The sequence below is a fragment of the Sanguibacteroides justesenii genome (assembly GCF_003204205.1).
Lineage (GTDB): Bacteria > Bacteroidota > Bacteroidia > Bacteroidales > Marinifilaceae > Gabonibacter > Gabonibacter massiliensis.
In genome coordinates this window covers 180,513-198,520 of sequence record NZ_QJPL01000006.1, presented here as the reverse complement: position 1 = coordinate 198,520, position 18,008 = coordinate 180,513, and the positions used below count along the sequence as shown (strand labels likewise).

The following is an 18,008-nucleotide window of genomic DNA, read 5'->3' as shown; positions in this document are numbered from 1 at the left end:
CAGGATATGAAAAATTTGAAATTATATATATTATTGGTATTTAGCTTTTGCTGTTCTTGTAAAGATTATTTGGATGTCAAAGAGCAGGGTGTTGCTATTCCCAAAAGCGCCGAAGAGTTCTCGGCTATTCTCCATGCCCGACTGAACGATATGGATTACGGGAGTGAGGAGGTCGTTTTGGGAAATGCGAGGACCATTCTGAATTATGAATGTTACGGTGATAACCAGAATACGAATTTGTCGACGGCGGGAATCTCGTTGCCTATATACGTGGGTTCGAAAATCAATGATTTCCAGTCTGATTACGAGGAGTTATATGCCGTGATCCGGGATTGTAACCTGATTTTGGATAACATGGAACAGCGGGACTCCGAGTTAGGAAAAAATGTGTTGGGAACAGCTTATGCTTTGAGAGCCGTTTGCTATTATAACTTGATGCGGAATTTTTGCGAACCTTATGATCCGGAAAGGGCTGAAGATAGGTTGGGCTTACCGATAGTCAGTACTTTCGATATGGAAGCAAAGCCTGTTCGCTCCGATTTGAAAACTACGGCAAAATTTATTGAAGAAGATTTGAAAAAAGCCATTACTTATAATGTGCAGGAAGGGATGTACCGTTTTACGGCGGATGTGGCAAAGGCTTATTTAGCCCGGCTTTATTTCTGGTGTCAGGATTGGGGTAATGCTATTCCGGTAGCAAAAGAGATTTTAGAAAAATATCCCTTGTTGTCGGGGCAGGACTATACGGATATGATTCAGAGTCAGAACACTCAAAAAGGAAATATTTTGTTAAGATCTTACGTGATTTCCGGGGATTTTTATTCAGATTCGGATTACGCGGATGCGAAGAGAGATGCTAAATACCGCCCCGCGAGAAAAGAGTTTGTGGATCTGTTTGTCGAGAAAGGAAGAGACGTGCGTTACGCTATCTCTTTCGATGAGAAAAGGTTGAATATGAAAAATATTTTTTCCGGAGTACGTAGTGCGGAGATGTGTTTGATTTTGGCCGAGTCTTACGCTCATCAAAGTAATGGGACATCGGAAGCCTTGTCGTATTTAAACCAGTTGCGGGAGAAACGGATTAGCGATTACGTCCCCTATACCCTTGAAACTTTGCCGGAGGTAAACCCGAATGCCCGGATTAAGGTGGATGCGACCGGAGCCTCTTTGACCAAATTGATGTCGGCTATTTTCGATGAACGTCGGAAAGAGTTGTATATGGAAGGAGACCGTTGGTTTGAGTTGAAACGAAACGGACGCCCGGAATTCTGGGTTGCAAGAAACGGATTGAAGTACGAGACGAGTACTTATCTGTACACGGCTCCCTTGCCTAAAAATGATATCGCCCTGTTGCCGGGATTGATTCAAAATGAAGGATATGAATAATAGTGTCAAACGAAACAAAACAGGTAGAATTATGAAAAAGCTAATATATATTTTGGTTATGGGCGGGATGTTCTCTTTTATCGGTTGCGGCGATGTCGGAGATTATCCTAAAAAGTCCGATGATTATAAAAATGTGGATCCTTATGTGTTGCCTAAAGCAAAGGTGTTGACTCAGGAGGAGCGGGATGCGGTTCAGGCGGAACGGGATGAGTATACAACGGCTACGGAAGTGGAGTAGTTCGAATGATCTTCTAATAATTAAAATGAAAGCATATGAAAAATATATTGTTTCTATTCGCTCTGTTCACTTTCGGTTGTTTGGCAACAGGGTGTAACGATGATGATGATAAAGATTCGACCCTATCTTTTGACCGGGCCGTGTATATTTTGCAAGCGGAAGCTCCGTTAGAGATTACCCTTTTAGCATCTGTTCCGGCGAGCGAGGCTTTTTCGGTCCCTTTTGATATTACGGGAACAGCTGTTTTGGATGAAGATTATACGATTTCGGCCCGTCAATTCGAATTTAAACCGGGGGAGTCGAGCGCAAAAATAGTGATTACGCCTAAAGACAATCTTAACGAGGGGCGTGAGATCAAGTTGGCCTTGAAACCGGTATCCGGATACCGATTGTGGAATAATAAGATCGCCATGATTCCGATAGAATTGAAAGAACGATTCAGTTGTTCTTTTATGAAGGCAAAAACCGAATTGACGCAAAAATTGGATGTGGAAATACAGATTAGCGGAGAATTGAACAGTAGTAGCGTGCCTTCCGTGGATTTGCATTTACCGTTTATTTTTACCGAAGCGACAACCGCCGAATTAGGAAAACATTTTTCTATTGAAGGAGATGTGAATGAATTTGTTATTCCGGCGGGCCAGAAAAAAGCTAAAATCAGCATTGACTTTTTAGCATTGGAAGCCGGAAAAGACATAATCGAACTGGAGTTAGATCCGGATGCCCGCTTTTTTGTCGGAGACTACAATAGGCTGACGATTAAAATCGTAGGTCCTTCTTTTTATGAGCGGATGTTAGGAAAATGGGCATTCAAAGAATTTGCCAGCTACGAGTTTATCGTCGGGTGGTGCGAGTATCCTAACGATTTGGATAATATGCCGTTGGATAACCGTTCGGATGATATTTTGGAATTTGTATCTGGAGAAAAAGACGAGTTGAAAGTACATATGACCGGAGATCTGCGGAAGTATTTCCGGGATAGCGAGGTGACGTTCCTCGGGGAGATAGAGGATGAGGTGAGTGATTTGGAAGATATTATATTACTGCCTTATATGGAGTTGAGTAATGTAAACGTTACCTTCTCCGACAACCAGATGGATATACGTCCTGCCAGAGTCGGATTCCGAGTGCTCGATAACGGTAAAACGCTTGAAGTGCATATCGTGGATTTCGAACCTGTTGATTTCTTGCAGGATACTTATGCCGACTGGGGAGACGAGATTGCTTATTTCTACCGAATGAGGTATCTTTTCACGAAGGTGGAAGAGTAGAAAGAGTTTTTTACGAGGGATATAACCTTTCGTGGGTGTTTTAAGGAAAGATCGTGATATTTTTATATATCACGATTTTTTTACGATAATAATCTCCTGTATACAAGCGATTTTTCTTGACTTGGAGTATTTATGAATATACTGAAATTAGGAAAATATATCTTTTGGATTATGATGTTTCAAATACAGAAGATCGGTGATGCGATGTACGAATAAGTGGTTTTAACAGTGTAAAAAAGAAGCAGGTTACGGTTTATCGGACTTGCTTTCTTTTATTTGTAACATGCCGGTGTTGTGGTTTATGGTGTTCTGCGAATTTTAATTAATTGAATATCTGCTTAATAATGATAACAAAAACATAAAATAAAAGTTTGTTGTAAGTGGTGTATTGCTTGTCAGGCTTTTTTTATAGGCAGAACTAAATTTGAGGTCAGTATGTTAATTCGTGATGAAATTAAGATTTATTATTTTTTGTTGCTCTCTTTTAATTACTTTTATTGTAAATAGAAGGTGATTTAATATTCGTAGCGTGAGTGTGTGTCGTTATGCAAGATTCTGATAATGATATATGTCTATTACTGAAAAACCGGGATGTAAAGGGAATGGAACTTCTTTTCAAGGAATATTACAGGCCTTTGGTTTTATGGGCTGACACCTTTCTGAATAACATGAGTCAGGCAGAAGATTTAATACAGGATTTCTTCATTAATATTGTGGGAACGAAAAGTGGAGAGTAAGTTGTATCCTCGTACTTTGAAATCTTATCTTTTTACGGCAGTAAAAAATCTATCGTTAAATGTGTTAGAAAAGATCGATCCTCTAAAGGGGGGTTATGATGTTGCTAAAATAGATGTTCCGAGTCTGGAATATAAGACCTGAATGAAAAGATGCTTTGTAAGATCGAACAGGAGATTGAGAATTTGCCTCCGCAAAGTCGAAATGTGGTTAAATGTATTTATTTAAAAGGGATGCGTTATAAGGAGACGGCAGAAGAATTGAATATATCTGTTGCTACGGTTAAGACATTGCTGGTTAATTCATTAAAAAGAATGAGAGAGAATACATCGGAAATCGATCTTGAGGTATTGTTACTTTTTATTCAAAAATCTTTGGATAGGTGCGATCGTTTTGATCTTTTCTTGCCTGTTTTCTCGGGAGTTCTGTCGATGATTAAAAATAAACAGTTTGTTTGTTCGGATTAAAATTTAAAATAAAAATATATCTTTGTTTGCAGTAGTATAGTGATTTTAGTATCGATGGTTGAACTTGCCCGTGTATATTTAGGAAACTCTCAAAATTTTAAGACGCAGTATGAGATTCATTTTACCGCGTTAAAGTTTTTCGCTATGCGCTACGTGGGAGACGAGGAGGTGGCCTGTGATTTGATTCAGGATATGTTTGTGAAATTATGGGAGAGAAAAGAGAGTTTTGAAAACGATCAGGTATTGAAAACCTATTTGTACAGGGCGGTAAGGAATAATTGCCTGACCTATATACGCGACAAAAGACGTATGGAGAAACGATTGGAAGATCACCAGGAAGAAGATACGGAAGAGTCTTTTGTCACTAAAGTGATGGAAGCGGAGGTTTACGCTTTGATAAATGAAATATTTGAGGAGTTGCCCGACGCCTGTAAAAAAGTATATTCCCGTAGCCTGGAAGGTAAGAGTCACCAGGAAATTTCCGAAGAGTTACATATTGCAATTAATACAATCAAGCGTCATAAAAATAATGCAAATCACTATTTAAGAGAACGTTTGGAGAAAATATTGAGTCTCGTTTTAAGCCTTTCCTGATTTTTTTGTCAAAAAGATGATTTTTTTATGACACCTGGAATGTATTCTGGTGTCTATATAATACTGTTTATGAAATGGAGATTTATAAACGAAATAGAAACTTATGGGGTGAAAACAATGTCGTGCCGAATTTGAACGGATGTTATGGATATTATACATATAAAAAAGATAAGAAAAATAATCGTAAAACAGTTGATCGGGGAGATCAGCGAACCCGAGAAACGCTTGTTGGACGAGTGGTTGCTTCGGTCGGAGGAAAATAGAAAACTTTTTGAAAGGGTGACTTCCGGGGAGTTTGTCGGCCACGCGATTATGGATGATTATACGGTCGATAGGCGGAAGGTATGGCGGAAAATAGAACGTCAAACGGTTTGTCGGCGATGGAGTGGAAAATATCGTAATCCTATCCGGGTTGCTGCTGTCGTTTTGGTACTTATAGGTGTAGGCTTGTATTATATGGTGGCCGATAAAAAGGAATGTCCGGGTATCGTATTGGTAAAAGACAAAATAGTTTCGGGTAAATCCAAGGCTATACTCGAGTTGGCTAATGGAAATAAGATTGTTTTGGAGAACGATACGACCTTTCGATTCGGGGAGGAGGGGCTTGTTATGGTTAATCGGAGCGATACATTGGATATGGCGGAAGGGGGAGAGAATAAGACCTCCGGCGAATATCACACGATACGGATTCCCCGGGGAGGTGAATATGTAGCCCGACTTAGCGAGGGTACGGTCGTCTGTTTGAACGCGGAGTCGGAACTTCGGGTTCCGGTTGTTTTCGATACAAGTACAAGGGAAGTGTATTTCAATGGAGAGGGGTATTTCTCTGTGGCGAAAGATGCGGGTAGACCTTTTATCATTTATACGGATGGTTTGAGTATTAAAGTGTTGGGGACGGAATTTGTGCTTCGTTCTTATCGGAATGAGGAGGAGATTATCACCACCTTGGTAAAGGGAGCGGTAGAAGTGACCGACGGCCGGGATAGTTGCCGGTTGCTACCCAATCATCAGGCCCGGGTAAATAAGGACGGACAGATGTCGGTAAAAGAAGTTGACGCGTATCGCTATATGGCTTGGACGACAGGTCGTATGGTTTTTGAAAACGAACGCCTTGAAACGATTATGGATGAGTTGAGCCGTTGGTATGATGTGGACGTGTTTTATAGCAGTCAGGATTTAAAGAATTTGCGATTTACAATGGATGTAAAGAAATATAGCGATCTGGATAAGTTTACGGCTTTGATGGAAAAAACGGGTAAGGTTTCTTTCCGGATTAAAGATAGAACTGTGGTCGTGAGTAAACAATAAAAAGAAGAGGATAGTACCGCAAATACTATCCTCGATTAGCCGTAACGGGCTAAGTAAAAACTAAAAAACAAAGTTATGGAAAAAGATCAACAAATGAAAATCCTTTGAAACAAATGAAATTCTGTCTCTGCCGCAAACAGAGGTAATGGTGCTAATGCAAAAACTAAAAACAAATGTTATGAGAAAAACAAATGTCTGTTTCAGGCCGTTGGGCCTGAGGCTTCTCCCAATTTTACGAATTATGAAGATTATATGCTTATTCTTATTGTTGTTTGTCGGTCAATTGAATGCAGGTACGTTTGCTCAAAATAGGCGGTTGGATATTGATGTGAAGAATGCATCGCTTCGGGACGTGTTTGAGCAGATCAAACAAAAATCCGGTATTAGTTTTATGTTTAGTAATGACGATGTAAAACAGGTGGGGCGTAAGAGTATTCAAATGAAGAATGCGGATGTTGAGGCAATTTTGAATAAGTGTCTGGAGGGTACGGGACTGACTTATGAATTAATGGATAATGTGGCTATTATTCGTAAAATAAAATCTTTTGAAAAAGATAGCGTAAAAGATTTAATATTAAAAGGTGTCGTGAAGGATGAAACCGGTTCTCCTTTACCCGGGGTAACGATTAGAATAAAAGGTACAACAATCGGGGTAACCACGGATCAGAACGGAGTTTATAAATTATTGCTTCCCAAGGATACGGCAACGGTTGTTTTCACGTTTATAGGCATGCAGACCGTGGAACGAAAATACACGGGGCAAAAAGAGATCAATGTGGTATTGAAGGAGAGAGCCACAGAGGTGGATGAGGTGGTCGTGGTAACGGGATATGAAACTATTCAGAAAAAGAGATTGACGAGTGCCATCACGAGTATTAAGGCCGAAGATATCATTGTTTCGGGCTTGTCTTCCATAGATCAAATGCTGGAAGGACATATTCCGGATATGATGTTTATGGTGAATTCCGGAGAGGTCGGGGTTGTGCCTAAGATCAGGATCCGTGGGACCTCTACCTTGATCGGTAACCGCGAACCCTTGTGGGTGGTGGACGGTGTTGTGATGAAAGATCCTGTTCCGGTGAGTCCCGATGAACTGAACGATCCTGACTATGTAAATCGTATCGGTAACGCTATTGCCGGGCTGAATCCTCAGGATATTGAAAACATAAACGTGTTGAAGGATGCTTCGGCAACTGCTCTATATGGGGCCAAAGCCGCTAACGGGGTTATCCTGATCACGACCAAGAAAGGGCATAAGGGTAAAATGTTGGTGAGTTACAATATGACTACGACCATGAAACGCCGTCCCCGGTATTCCGACAATAAAATCAACGTGATGAATTCAAAAGAGCGGATGGATTTTTCGCGGGATTTGTTTAACTCTCGTTATAAATATAGTAACAATATGACGGAGGTCGGCTTTGAAGGATTAGCAAAACGGCTATATGACCGGGAGATCGGTTATAAACAATTCAAGGAGGGAGTAGACCAGTTAGAGACGGAGAATACGGATTGGTTCGATTTGTTGACGGAAGACTCCTTTTCACATCAGCATACCTTGAGTTTGACGGGAGGAACGAAGGATTTGCGTTACTACTCTTCCGTGGGATATGCCAGGGATAATGACGTGATAAAGGGTAACCGGAACGAACGTTACACCGTGGTGTTGAATATGGATGCCAATTTAACGAAGTACTTGGCGGCTTCCTTCAGTATAAAAGGAAATGTAGGGGAACGGAAGTATAATCAATCCTCGCTGGCTCCGATGGATTATGCTTATAACACGAGTAGGACGATACCTGCTTATGCAGGGGACGGCAGTTACTTCTTTTATGGTAAATACAACGGGGTGGTTCCGTATAAATTTAATATACTGAATGAATTGGAACATAGCGGTTATAAACAGAATAATTCGAATATAATGTTTGATGCCCGCTTGAACTTTACGTTTACGAACTACCTGAATGCCCAAGTGTTGTTTTCTTATTCCACGTCGAATACGGAGATCGAGGGGTATTATGACGAACAAACCAATTACGTGGCGAATTTACGTAAGTCGGAATATGGCGTCGAACCGGTTAAGGCAACATCGGAATTGCCGTTTGGAGGAGAGTTAAACAAGGATTATACTCGTAATAATGATTATACATTGCGATTGCAACTTAACTTTAATAAGTATTTCGGTAGTGAAGACCAGCATAATTTGAATGCGGTTCTCGGTTATGAGATGAATTCTTCAAAATACAACGGATACACGAGCACCACGAGAGGATATTATCCGGATCGGGGAAAACAATTTGCACAAGGAACCTCTTTGGAAGAGTATTCTGCTTATAGAAGTTGGCTGGAAAACAATGCTTATCCGGTGCTGACAGATAATATTACGAATCTGCTTGCCGGTTTCCTGACGGTATCTTATAGTTATTTTACCTATTTCACGTTAAATGCCAATGCCCGCATCGACGGATCAAATAAATTCGGGGATCAGAGTAATGACAAGTTGCTGCCTGTTTGGTCGGTCTCCGGGGTGTATAATATTTCGGAACATTGGCAAGGCGAGTCGGATATTGTCAATAATTTATCATTGAAATTGTCTTACGGTTACCAAGGAAATATGCTCGAGGGACAATCTCCCGTGATGACTATCAATAAGAAACCGACCGATCCTTATTACAATGAGTTGGTTTCTAAGGTGGTCAATTATCCCAATCCGAAGTTAAAATGGGAAAAAACAAGTTCGTTTAATGCCGGTTTGGAGTTTTCTTTGTTTCGGAATCGTTTGATGATGAGCGTGGATTATTACTATAAGCGTACGGTAGATGCTTTCTTGTCGAAACCGATATCTTCGGTGAACGGATTGAATCAATACGTGGTTAATTCCGGTAACGTGGAGAATCAGGGGTATAGTATCGCGGTAACTCTCTCTCCGGTCAAAACGTCGGATTTCAAATGGACGTTGTCCACCTATTTTTCCGATTCTTTCAATAAGTTGAAAACCAAACCCGGAGCGGAGCAATACGAACTTTCCAATTTCTTGAATGGTACGGCTTTAGTAAAAGGGAAATCCGTGGGAACATTCTATTCTTATAAATTCATCGGCTTGAATCCTATAGACGGGGGGCCCGTATTCGATGATATGCAGGAGCATAGTGAAGATTTGAAAAATTTGAGTAAATACGATACTTATACTCAGGTATTGACGGCTTCCGGTTCACGCGAACCGACCATGTCCGGCGGTATTACCAATACATTGAAATATAAAAACATGCGTTTGAGTTGTAATTTAGCTTATAGCTTGGGGGCTAAAGTTCGTTTGTTCAAATTATACAATAACACGACAACCTGGGATCCGGAAAAAAACGTAAACCGGGAGTTCAGTAAACGTTGGCGACAGCCCGGAGACGAGGCTCATACTAATATTCCGGCTACTATCAATACGACTTCAGCCGCGTATACTTATTATAATGATCATTGGTCGGCTAAAGACGGCTACGAGGGACAATTGATTGCCCGTAATTATTGGGACATGTATAATTATGGCAACCAACGGGTCGTGAGTGCCAATTATTTGAAATGTACGAACCTGAGTTTTACGTACGCTATTGCAGACCACTTGTTGCAAAAGTGGGGATTGAGTCGTCTCGAGGTTACGTTGGCTACGACTAATTTGTTTACGATTTGTTCTTCCGAATTAAAAGGGCAGACTCCGACACAAAGCGGTTTTGCTGAAATTCAGTTATCAGACCGTCCGACTTATTCTTTGGGTATTAATGTTTCATTTTAAAGCTTAAACGATGAAAGTACGATATATAATTGGGATATTGCTGTTAATCACAACTTCATGTTCTGATTTTTTGGAAGAGTATTCACAGGATACGGCGTATGTCCGGGGATACGAGGATTTGGATCAACTGCTCTTGGGTGATGGCTATATGGAGGTTGTCGCTTCCAGCCAGTTAGGAGACGAGAGAGTAAGTAGTTTTTATTATCCGTATATTCATTTCATGTCGGATGAGACTCAGGAGTGTATTTGGGCGACTTTAGACTACGGCAGGACCAGTCGCGAGGCTATTTTCGGGTATTATACCTGGCAACGGAGGGTCGGAATGAATGTGGAAGGAACGGCCCGAAATGCGGAGGACCGGGATTGGGATCGCCTCTACAAGCATATTAATATCGCAAATATGGTCATTAAGGCGATAGATAAAGAAGGGGCAGACTCCGATGCGGGGCGTCAGGCGATACAGCGTATAAAGGGAGAAGCCCATTTTCTGAGGGCTGCCTATTACTTCACCCTGGTGAATCTGTACGGGAAACCTTATTCTAAATCGACGGCATCCTCTGACCCGGGAGTTCCCTTGAAGTTGACGGATTACGTGGAGGATGTAAAATTTAATCAAAGAAATAGTGTTGAAAGTGTATATCGCCAAGTCATTGCCGATTTGGAAATAGCAGAAACCTGTTTGGAAGGGATTCCGACAAAAAGTATTTACAGGGCAGATATCTCCGCTACAAATTTGTTGCAAAGTCGGGTATACTTGTATATGCAAGATTATAAGAATGCTAGAATTTATGCTCAAAAAGTGATAGACCGGAAAAGTGACCTGGTGAATCTAAATACGTTTAATTCGACGGATAATTACTTCCTCTCTTCGAAATCGGTAGAAACCATATTTTCTATGGGATCGAATGTTATTCCGAATACGGTAACCGGTTATACCCGGGATTTTATTATCTCGGAAGAATTGTATAAGGAGTTTGAACCTTATAAAGAGAATGAAGACCTGAGACAAACGGTATTTTTGGAACGAAAAGGTGGTAATTATATCAGCAGAAAAGTAAAACCCGGAAGAACGGGCAGGATAGATGTTTCGGATAATTTCCTTTTCAGAACTTCAGAAGCTTATCTGAACCTTGCAGAAGCGGCAGCTTGCGGGGGAGACGAAGCGACCGCATTGACCGCATTAAATACGTTACGGGAGAAGCGGATGAAAAGAGAGGGATACGTGAAAATTGCGTTGAGTGGAAACGAACTGATTACCTTTATTCGAAATGAACGTTTTCGGGAGTTGTGTTTCGAAGGACATCGGTGGTTCGACCTGCGTCGTTACACGGTAAACGAGAAATTACCCTATACGAAAACCATTCGTCACACGTTTACCTATTTTGAAGAGGATTGGGACGGAACAGTTCCGATTAGAAGCACGGTATACGAGTTGAAGGAGAATGACTCCGCTTACACATTGCCTATTCCGACCGAAGTTGTCGAATTCGACGGAGTAAAGGACAATCCGCGGGAAGACCGGACGGTTGTTGAGGTAATCAATTATTGAATTTTAATTTTTAGATTATGGATTATATACATACAATATTGGGTATGCTCGTTTTAGGGTTGTTGTGTTTGTCTTGTGGATCGGAGGATCATCTGTTACCCAGCGGGCTGGATAAGAATTATTTTGAAGCACCTGGGGATGCAACCGATGCGGAATCGGTTTTGAGAAGGGAGTTTTTCACGAAGAACGGTTCATATTTGATTTTTAACGATACTCTTCATCGGGAATTAAAGGGGACGGATGAAGAAGGAAATCCGCTTTATACCTATGAACTTTTGGATATCGGTTACGGGATGACAAGTATCTCTTCCAATCGTTATGCCTATGACTACCTGAAAACGATAGATGAGAAAGAAATAGCAGTAACATTTCTTGAAAATCGGATTATGCCGGTTATCACGGAAGCTCTTCGCCCTTACTCCGTATTGGCAACCCAATTGGTAAAAGAATCGGTACAAAAGTATGGAGAGTGGACTACCAGTAATATCGATTTTTATTGGGGGATGAGGACTTTGGCAATTGCTTTGTCCGGAATTGAAAATATGACGGAAGAACAACAAGCTGTACTTGCCGATAGAATCGTGGAGGGTATTGTTCGCCAAAAAGTGAACGCTCTCGGTAATAATTATCTGACAGAATTTTATAAGCCCGGTGAGAATTATTATGAGGTTTCCAGAAGTAAATTCCCGAATATCTCGGACGTGAAAACAATCGGCTTCCTGAGTTCGCCGACATATACATTTCCTAAGAAGTCCGTGGATCTGGAGGCTTACTTGAATGCCTTTTTTTCCCAAACAGAGGAGGAATTTATGCTTGAAAATAAGGATTACCCGGTAGTGCAGGAAAAATATAGGGCTTTGAAAGAGGCTATAAAGAAAATAGGTTTTAATGTTGTACGGTAAAATAAAACGAATATGATGCGAATAAAGACCTTTATGATAAGTATTGTATTTCTCACGCTACTGTTTGCTTGTGAGAAAGATGAGAAAGAACTTACCGTGAAACCGAAGGCGGAAGGTGTCTTCGTGGATAATAGAACCGGGATCGAGTATAGTTGGGTCCGTATCGGTAATTTGGACTGGATGGTACAGAACCTGAGCGGAACTTTTGATGATATTGAATTAGGTTCCGTGGAGCCTTATTACAATACGGACGAGTCGGATGATAAACAGTTGGAGGATATTATGGGGAATATGGAAAAATACGGTTTTCTGTATACTTACGAAAAAGCATTGGCCGCAGCTCCCGAAGGATGGCGCGTAGCGACCGACGAGGATTGGCAACAATTGGAAAAAGCATTGGGAATGAAAGATAATGAGTTGGATCAATTGGGATTTCGTGGAAGTATTCAAGGTGAGTTAATGCAACAAGGAGCGGATGGGACCGGATTACATATGCAATTGGGTGGTTATTACGGGTGGTTTAGCGAATCTCGTGGGAAGTGCGATTATTTAGGAGTATACGGTTTCTTTTGGGCTGCCTCTGCCGACGAAAATTCGGAAAAAGCTGTTTATCGGAAAATTGTTTATAATTCGCCTCAGGTTTACAGGGGGACGACATTAAAAATAAAAAGAATGAGTGTCAGGTGTGTGCGGGATGCGCAAGATAAATAGAGTAAACAGGAGTAAATAAGACCTGTGTAATGGGGTACGGGTAGGACATTTTGTTCTACCCGTATTTTATATATAGAGGTAGAGGGTCTGCCTTTGATATACAACGATATTTCGATATGGTGAAAAGTCTGATTTTTTAATAAATATTTTGGGGAGAAAAATTGCTTTCTATTTAAACTTTTCTTCGTTTTTCTTAAAAAAAATAATTTTCTTATAACACCAAAATAACTTTTTGGCGTCTCTAATATAGTATGCTTATTAAATGAACGTTTATTTATATTAAAAATGCTTTCCCCTTTAGCGAGCTATTTTTGCTCATTATCAATATGTTGATAAAAACATTTTTCTTAAAATATGCTGACGTTTGGTTTCTCAATAAACGTTGGTATTATGAGAGTTTGCAAGATAGATAAGATAAAGAAAATCATTGTAAAACAGATCATCGGGAGTATCAGTGAGTTAGAAAAACAGGAGTTGGATACTTGGTTGCTTCAATCAGAAGAACATGAAAAGCTTTTTGAAAAAATAACGTCTGGAGAATTTATTAATCAGGCTATTACGGATGATAATGTGACGATAAAACGTGATGTTTGGCGGAAAATAGATCGTCGAATTTCGAAAAAAAGAAGCATCTTAATGTATCGTCATCTTATTCGCGTTGCAGCTGTTGTCTTGATATTTCTTGGTGTCGGTTTCTATTACATGATGCGGAAGGACATCTCCAAACAAGCCCCTTTATTAACGGAAGAAAAGATATTGCCCGGTAAATCCATGGCCATTCTCGAACTGGCCGGAGGGCGTAAGATCGTTTTAAATAACGATACTGTTTTTCGTTTGGAGGCGGCTGGTTCCGTTATGGTTAACCGGAGGGATACCTTAGATATATCCGGGGAATCTGTACAGAATAGCATTATCGAGTATCATACCATTCGGATTCCCCGCGGAGGGGAGTATGTGGCAAAGCTGAGTGAAGGTACCGTAGTTTGTCTGAATGCGGAATCGGAACTTCGTGTTCCGTCTGTTTTTGATGCAGACTCGAGAGAAGTCTATTTTAGTGGAGAAGGTTATTTCTCGGTAGCTCAGGATTCGAACAGACCTTTTATCGTTCATGTGAATGGATTGGATATTAGAGTGTTAGGGACGGAGTTCGTGCTCCGTTCATATCGTTATGAAAAGGAAATGGTTACGACATTGGTGAAAGGTGTTGTTGATGTTATCGGGGTTCATGATAGTTGTCGGTTATTTCCCGATTATCAGGCTCGAATAAGTAAAGATGGGAAAATAGGGGTAAGGCAGGTGGACGTGTATCGATATCTGGCTTGGAAGAAAGGGCGAATGGTTTTTGAAAATGAGCGGCTTGAAACGATTATGGATGAGTTAAGTCGTTGGTATGATGTAAATGTCTCTTATTGCAGTCCGGATTTAAAGGATTTACGGTTTACAATGGACATAAAAAAATACAGTAATCTGGATGAGTTTATATCGTTAATGGAAAAGATGAATAAGATTTTCTTCCGGATAAAAAACAAAACAATAGTTGTTGAAAAACTGTGATACAGGAGAAGGAATCTATCCTTGATTAGTCGATAAATAAAAGTATAACATGATGAAAAAGATCAATCTATGAAAATGTTTCGAAACAGATGAGATTTTGTCTTTGCCGCAAACAGAGATAAGTAGTGCTAATGTAAAAACTAAAAACAAATGTTATGAGAAAAAAAAGAGTCTGTTTCAGGTTTATAGACCTGAGATTTTATCCAATTCTACGAATTATGAAGATTACATGTTTATTCTTGTTTCTCGTAGTCAGTCAATTGAGTGCGAGTACGTTCGCCCAGAATGTGAAGTTGGATATCGATTTGAAAAAAGCATCCCTTCGGGAGGTGTTTGAACAGATCAAGCAAAAATCCGGTATCAGCTTTATGTTTAGTAACGATGATGTGAAAAATGTAGCAAGGAAAGATATCCGAATGAAAAATGCGGATGTCGTGGCTATTTTGAATAAATGTTTGGAAGGAACCGGTTTGACTTACGAGCTGAGTAATAATGTAGTGATCGTTCGTAAGATGAGAGCTCCGGCACGGGATAGTGTCAAGAGTGTTATTATAAAAGGCTCCGTGAAAGATGAGGCGGGGTTACCCCTCCCTGGCGTAACGGTTCGTATAAAAGGTTCGACCTTAGGGGTATCAACAGATAATGACGGACGATTCAAGCTTAGTTTGTCTAAAAAGGATTCGACCCTAATACTCGTGTTCACCTTTATCGGGATGGAGTCCCAGGAAATTGCGTTGAAAAATCGGGAGGAGATACATGTGGTCATGAAAGAGGAGAAGGTAAAATTGGAAGATGTTGTTATCACGGGTTACGCCAATATTTCCAGGCAATCTTTTACGGGAAATGCCCGTACGATGACAGCAGCGGAATTGAAAAAGATTTCCCCGACAAATATTCTGAAATCTATTCAAGTATTAGATCCTTCTTTTCGTATAGCGGTGAACAATGACATGGGATCTAATCCGAACGTTTTGCCGGAAATCAGTATTCGGGGAGCTTCGGGCATTGGTATTACGGAATTGGACGAGGCAAATGTCTCTAAGACGGCATTACAGAATAATCCGAACTTGCCGACCTTTATTATGGATGGGTTTGAGGTGAATGTAAGTAAGGTTTACGATATGGATATTAACCGAATTGAATCCATTACCTTGTTGAAGGATGCTGCCGCTACGGCTATTTACGGTTCTCGGGCCGCTAACGGAGTTGTCGTGATCACTACCGTTGCTCCCCGGGAGGGACAGGTTTTGTTTACTTATAATTATGACCTGAACATACAAACTCCGGATTTGAGGGATTATAATTTAATGAACGCGAGAGAAAAGGTACAAGCGGAGAAGGCGGCAGGACTTTTTGATCAGAATTTTTGGGAGGAGGCTTATTATCAGTACAAACTCAGGCTGATAGAAAAGGGAATCGAGACGGATTGGTTGTTTCAGCCTTTACGCAACACGACTAGTAGCAAACACTACTTAAGAATGGAGGGAGGAACGAAAGAACTACGTTATGGTATCGATGTAAATTATCAGGGGAATAACGGGGTAATGAAAGGTTCTGAAAGAAAAAGGTTTGGAATTAGTTTTGAGGTACAGTATAATACCGGTAAATTGATGTTTAAAAATATGGCAGGTTACACCGCTGTGAATTCGGAAGAATCTCCTTTCGGGGCCTTTTCCCAATACACCGGAATGAATCCTTATTACCCTTATTTAGATGAAGACGGAACCATTTCCAAGGTGATCAGGGAACGGAATGGCGGAACCATTGTTAATCCTTTATATGATGCCTATAACGGGAGTTATGATAAGACCAAAACGAAAGAGTTTTTGGATAATTTTTCGATCCAATACTATTTGACCAATAAGATTCATTTTAAGGGAAACATTGCCCTAACCTATACCACGGGAACCTCCGATGCCTATACCTCTCCGGAGTCCGGAAAATACGTCTCTAAAAGTTATAAGGGTGAGATAACGTTGGGAAATACTTCCGCCACGACGATTGACGGTGGTGTTTTCGGGTATTACAATGATATGATCGGGTTTCATAATATTAATCTGGTTGCCGGAATAAATGTCAAAGAGAGTTCGGATGAAAGTCGTAGTGTTTATTTAAGAGATATTCCGACAGGTGGTTTTTCCAATCCGCAATTTGCCCGTGAATTTCCGAATGCTCCTACTGTTTATCAGCAGAAAACCAGACTTTTCGGAGCCATGGTTTCGATGAACTATACCTATAATAATATTTATTTGGCAGATGCGACTTGGCGTTTGGATGGAAATTCGGCTTTTGGAAGTGAAACACGTTTCGCTCCTTTTTGGTCCGGAGGATTGGGATTGAATATTCACAACTATTCTTTTATGAAAGGTGTGGATTGGCTATCTGAACTGAAGATCCGCGGTTCGTATGGCGTGACCGGAAAGGCAAATTTCCCGGCCAATACGGCCAGAACCGTTTATAAGATCAATGGAGAATACGTCTATCCCACGGGAGCCGGCGGTAATATTACAGCCATGGGAAATAAAAATTTAAAGTGGGAAAAAACGAAAATTACCGATTTGGGGGGAACGATTAATTTGTTCGACGGAACGATTGTTTTCACGGGAACTTACTATTTTAGAAAAACGGTAGATTTGATTGCCGATATGTATATTCCTTCTTCTTCGGGTTTTTTATCCTATAAAGAGAATATCGGAGAGATCACCAATAACGGGTACGAGTTGAGCCTGCGAGTGAAAGCTTTGGGAAAGAAAAATGCACAGCTCTATTTTTCCGGTAATATGGCATCCAATAAAAACGAGATAAAGAAAATATCGGAATCTTTAAAGTCCTACAATCAAAAAATAGAGGAGAAATACCAGGACCGTGTAAATTATAGCGAAGCGAAGAAGCCTCTTTTGAAATACGTGGAAGGAGCTTCTACAACATCCATTTATGCCATGCAGTCATTGGGGATCGATCCTCAGACGGGTGAAGAGATGTTTCGCTATAAAGACGGGAGCACGGGAACGGCTTGGATTGCGGCTGAAAATGTGGCTTGTGGTAATACGGAACCTAAGCTCAACGGAACTTTCTCGTCCAATCTTTTTCTTTATGGTTTTACGCTCGATCTGTACTTTACCTATACTTATGGAGGGCAACAGTATAATCAGACGTTACAGACAAAAATCGAAAACGCAAATATCGCCAATAATGTGGATAAACGGGTGTTTACCGATCGGTGGAAGGAAGAGGGGGATATTGCGGGTTTCAAGAGTTTAAAAGATTGGAATATTCCGACTAATCCTACCAGTCGTTTTGTGCAGGATGACAATACGTTGACCTTACAGTCTTTGTCTTTCGGCTACGAGTTACCCGATCGGATTACCCAAAAATTCCGTTTCACTCGAGTAAGGTTTACTTTTAATATGAACGATGTATTCAGGGTGTCATCGATAAAGCAGGAAAGAGGGTTGTCGTACCCGTTTGCCAGAAATTATAGTTTTTCAATCAATGTAGGTTTCTAACAA

13 protein-coding genes are annotated in these 18,008 nt (G+C 40.6%); all 13 read left to right on the top strand.

What is annotated here, in order from left to right; all coding sequences use genetic code 11:
* The first annotated feature begins 6 nt into the window (after positions 1 to 6).
* The 13 genes from DMB45_RS11235 (at position 7) to DMB45_RS11180 (ending at position 18,005) form a co-directional block, all read left to right on the top strand.
* Positions 7 to 1,386 (top strand): RagB/SusD family nutrient uptake outer membrane protein, encoded by a 1,380-nt coding sequence (locus DMB45_RS11235; protein ID WP_041502692.1) that lies wholly within the window; start codon positions 7 to 9, stop codon positions 1,384 to 1,386.
* Between the two features lie 31 nt (positions 1,387 to 1,417).
* Complete coding sequence (locus DMB45_RS11230; protein ID WP_146216442.1) at positions 1,418 to 1,624, top strand: hypothetical protein; 207 nt, start codon at positions 1,418 to 1,420, stop codon at positions 1,622 to 1,624.
* Positions 1,625 to 1,659: 35 nt separating this feature from the next.
* A complete protein-coding gene (locus DMB45_RS11225) occupies positions 1,660 to 2,895 on the top strand; it encodes a hypothetical protein (protein ID WP_041502694.1) in 1,236 nt (411 codons plus the stop codon).
* A 545-nt stretch (positions 2,896 to 3,440) separates the two neighbouring features.
* Entirely contained in the window at positions 3,441 to 3,632 is a 192-nt protein-coding gene (locus DMB45_RS14925; RefSeq protein WP_052634440.1) for an RNA polymerase sigma factor, read from the top strand.
* Between the two features lie 150 nt (positions 3,633 to 3,782).
* Complete coding sequence (locus tag DMB45_RS14920; protein WP_052649379.1) at positions 3,783 to 4,097, top strand: sigma factor-like helix-turn-helix DNA-binding protein; 315 nt, start codon at positions 3,783 to 3,785, stop codon at positions 4,095 to 4,097.
* Positions 4,098 to 4,151: 54 nt separating this feature from the next.
* Positions 4,152 to 4,691, top strand: a complete 540-nt coding sequence (locus DMB45_RS11215; protein WP_041502723.1) for an RNA polymerase sigma-70 factor — start codon at positions 4,152 to 4,154, stop codon at positions 4,689 to 4,691.
* Positions 4,692 to 4,835: 144 nt separating this feature from the next.
* The gene (locus DMB45_RS11210; protein ID WP_041502695.1) at positions 4,836 to 5,999 is read left to right on the top strand and encodes a FecR family protein; all 1,164 of its coding nucleotides are present in this window, start codon (positions 4,836 to 4,838) and stop codon (positions 5,997 to 5,999) included.
* A 241-nt stretch (positions 6,000 to 6,240) separates the two neighbouring features.
* Positions 6,241 to 9,783, top strand: a complete 3,543-nt coding sequence (locus DMB45_RS11205) for a SusC/RagA family TonB-linked outer membrane protein (RefSeq protein WP_237143301.1) — start codon at positions 6,241 to 6,243, stop codon at positions 9,781 to 9,783.
* Positions 9,784 to 9,793: 10 nt separating this feature from the next.
* Positions 9,794 to 11,332, top strand: coding sequence for a RagB/SusD family nutrient uptake outer membrane protein (locus DMB45_RS11200; RefSeq protein WP_041502697.1), 1,539 nt, complete (start codon positions 9,794 to 9,796; stop codon positions 11,330 to 11,332).
* A 17-nt stretch (positions 11,333 to 11,349) separates the two neighbouring features.
* Complete coding sequence (locus DMB45_RS11195; RefSeq protein WP_041505047.1) at positions 11,350 to 12,234, top strand: hypothetical protein; 885 nt, start codon at positions 11,350 to 11,352, stop codon at positions 12,232 to 12,234.
* Positions 12,235 to 12,246: 12 nt separating this feature from the next.
* Positions 12,247 to 12,945, top strand: coding sequence for a fibrobacter succinogenes major paralogous domain-containing protein (locus DMB45_RS11190; RefSeq protein WP_082027508.1), 699 nt, complete (start codon positions 12,247 to 12,249; stop codon positions 12,943 to 12,945).
* Between the two features lie 390 nt (positions 12,946 to 13,335).
* Complete coding sequence (locus tag DMB45_RS11185) at positions 13,336 to 14,499, top strand: FecR family protein (RefSeq protein ID WP_041502700.1); 1,164 nt, start codon at positions 13,336 to 13,338, stop codon at positions 14,497 to 14,499.
* A 218-nt stretch (positions 14,500 to 14,717) separates the two neighbouring features.
* Complete coding sequence (locus DMB45_RS11180) at positions 14,718 to 18,005, top strand: SusC/RagA family TonB-linked outer membrane protein (RefSeq protein ID WP_041502724.1); 3,288 nt, start codon at positions 14,718 to 14,720, stop codon at positions 18,003 to 18,005.
* The last annotated feature ends 3 nt before the right edge of the window (positions 18,006 to 18,008 follow it).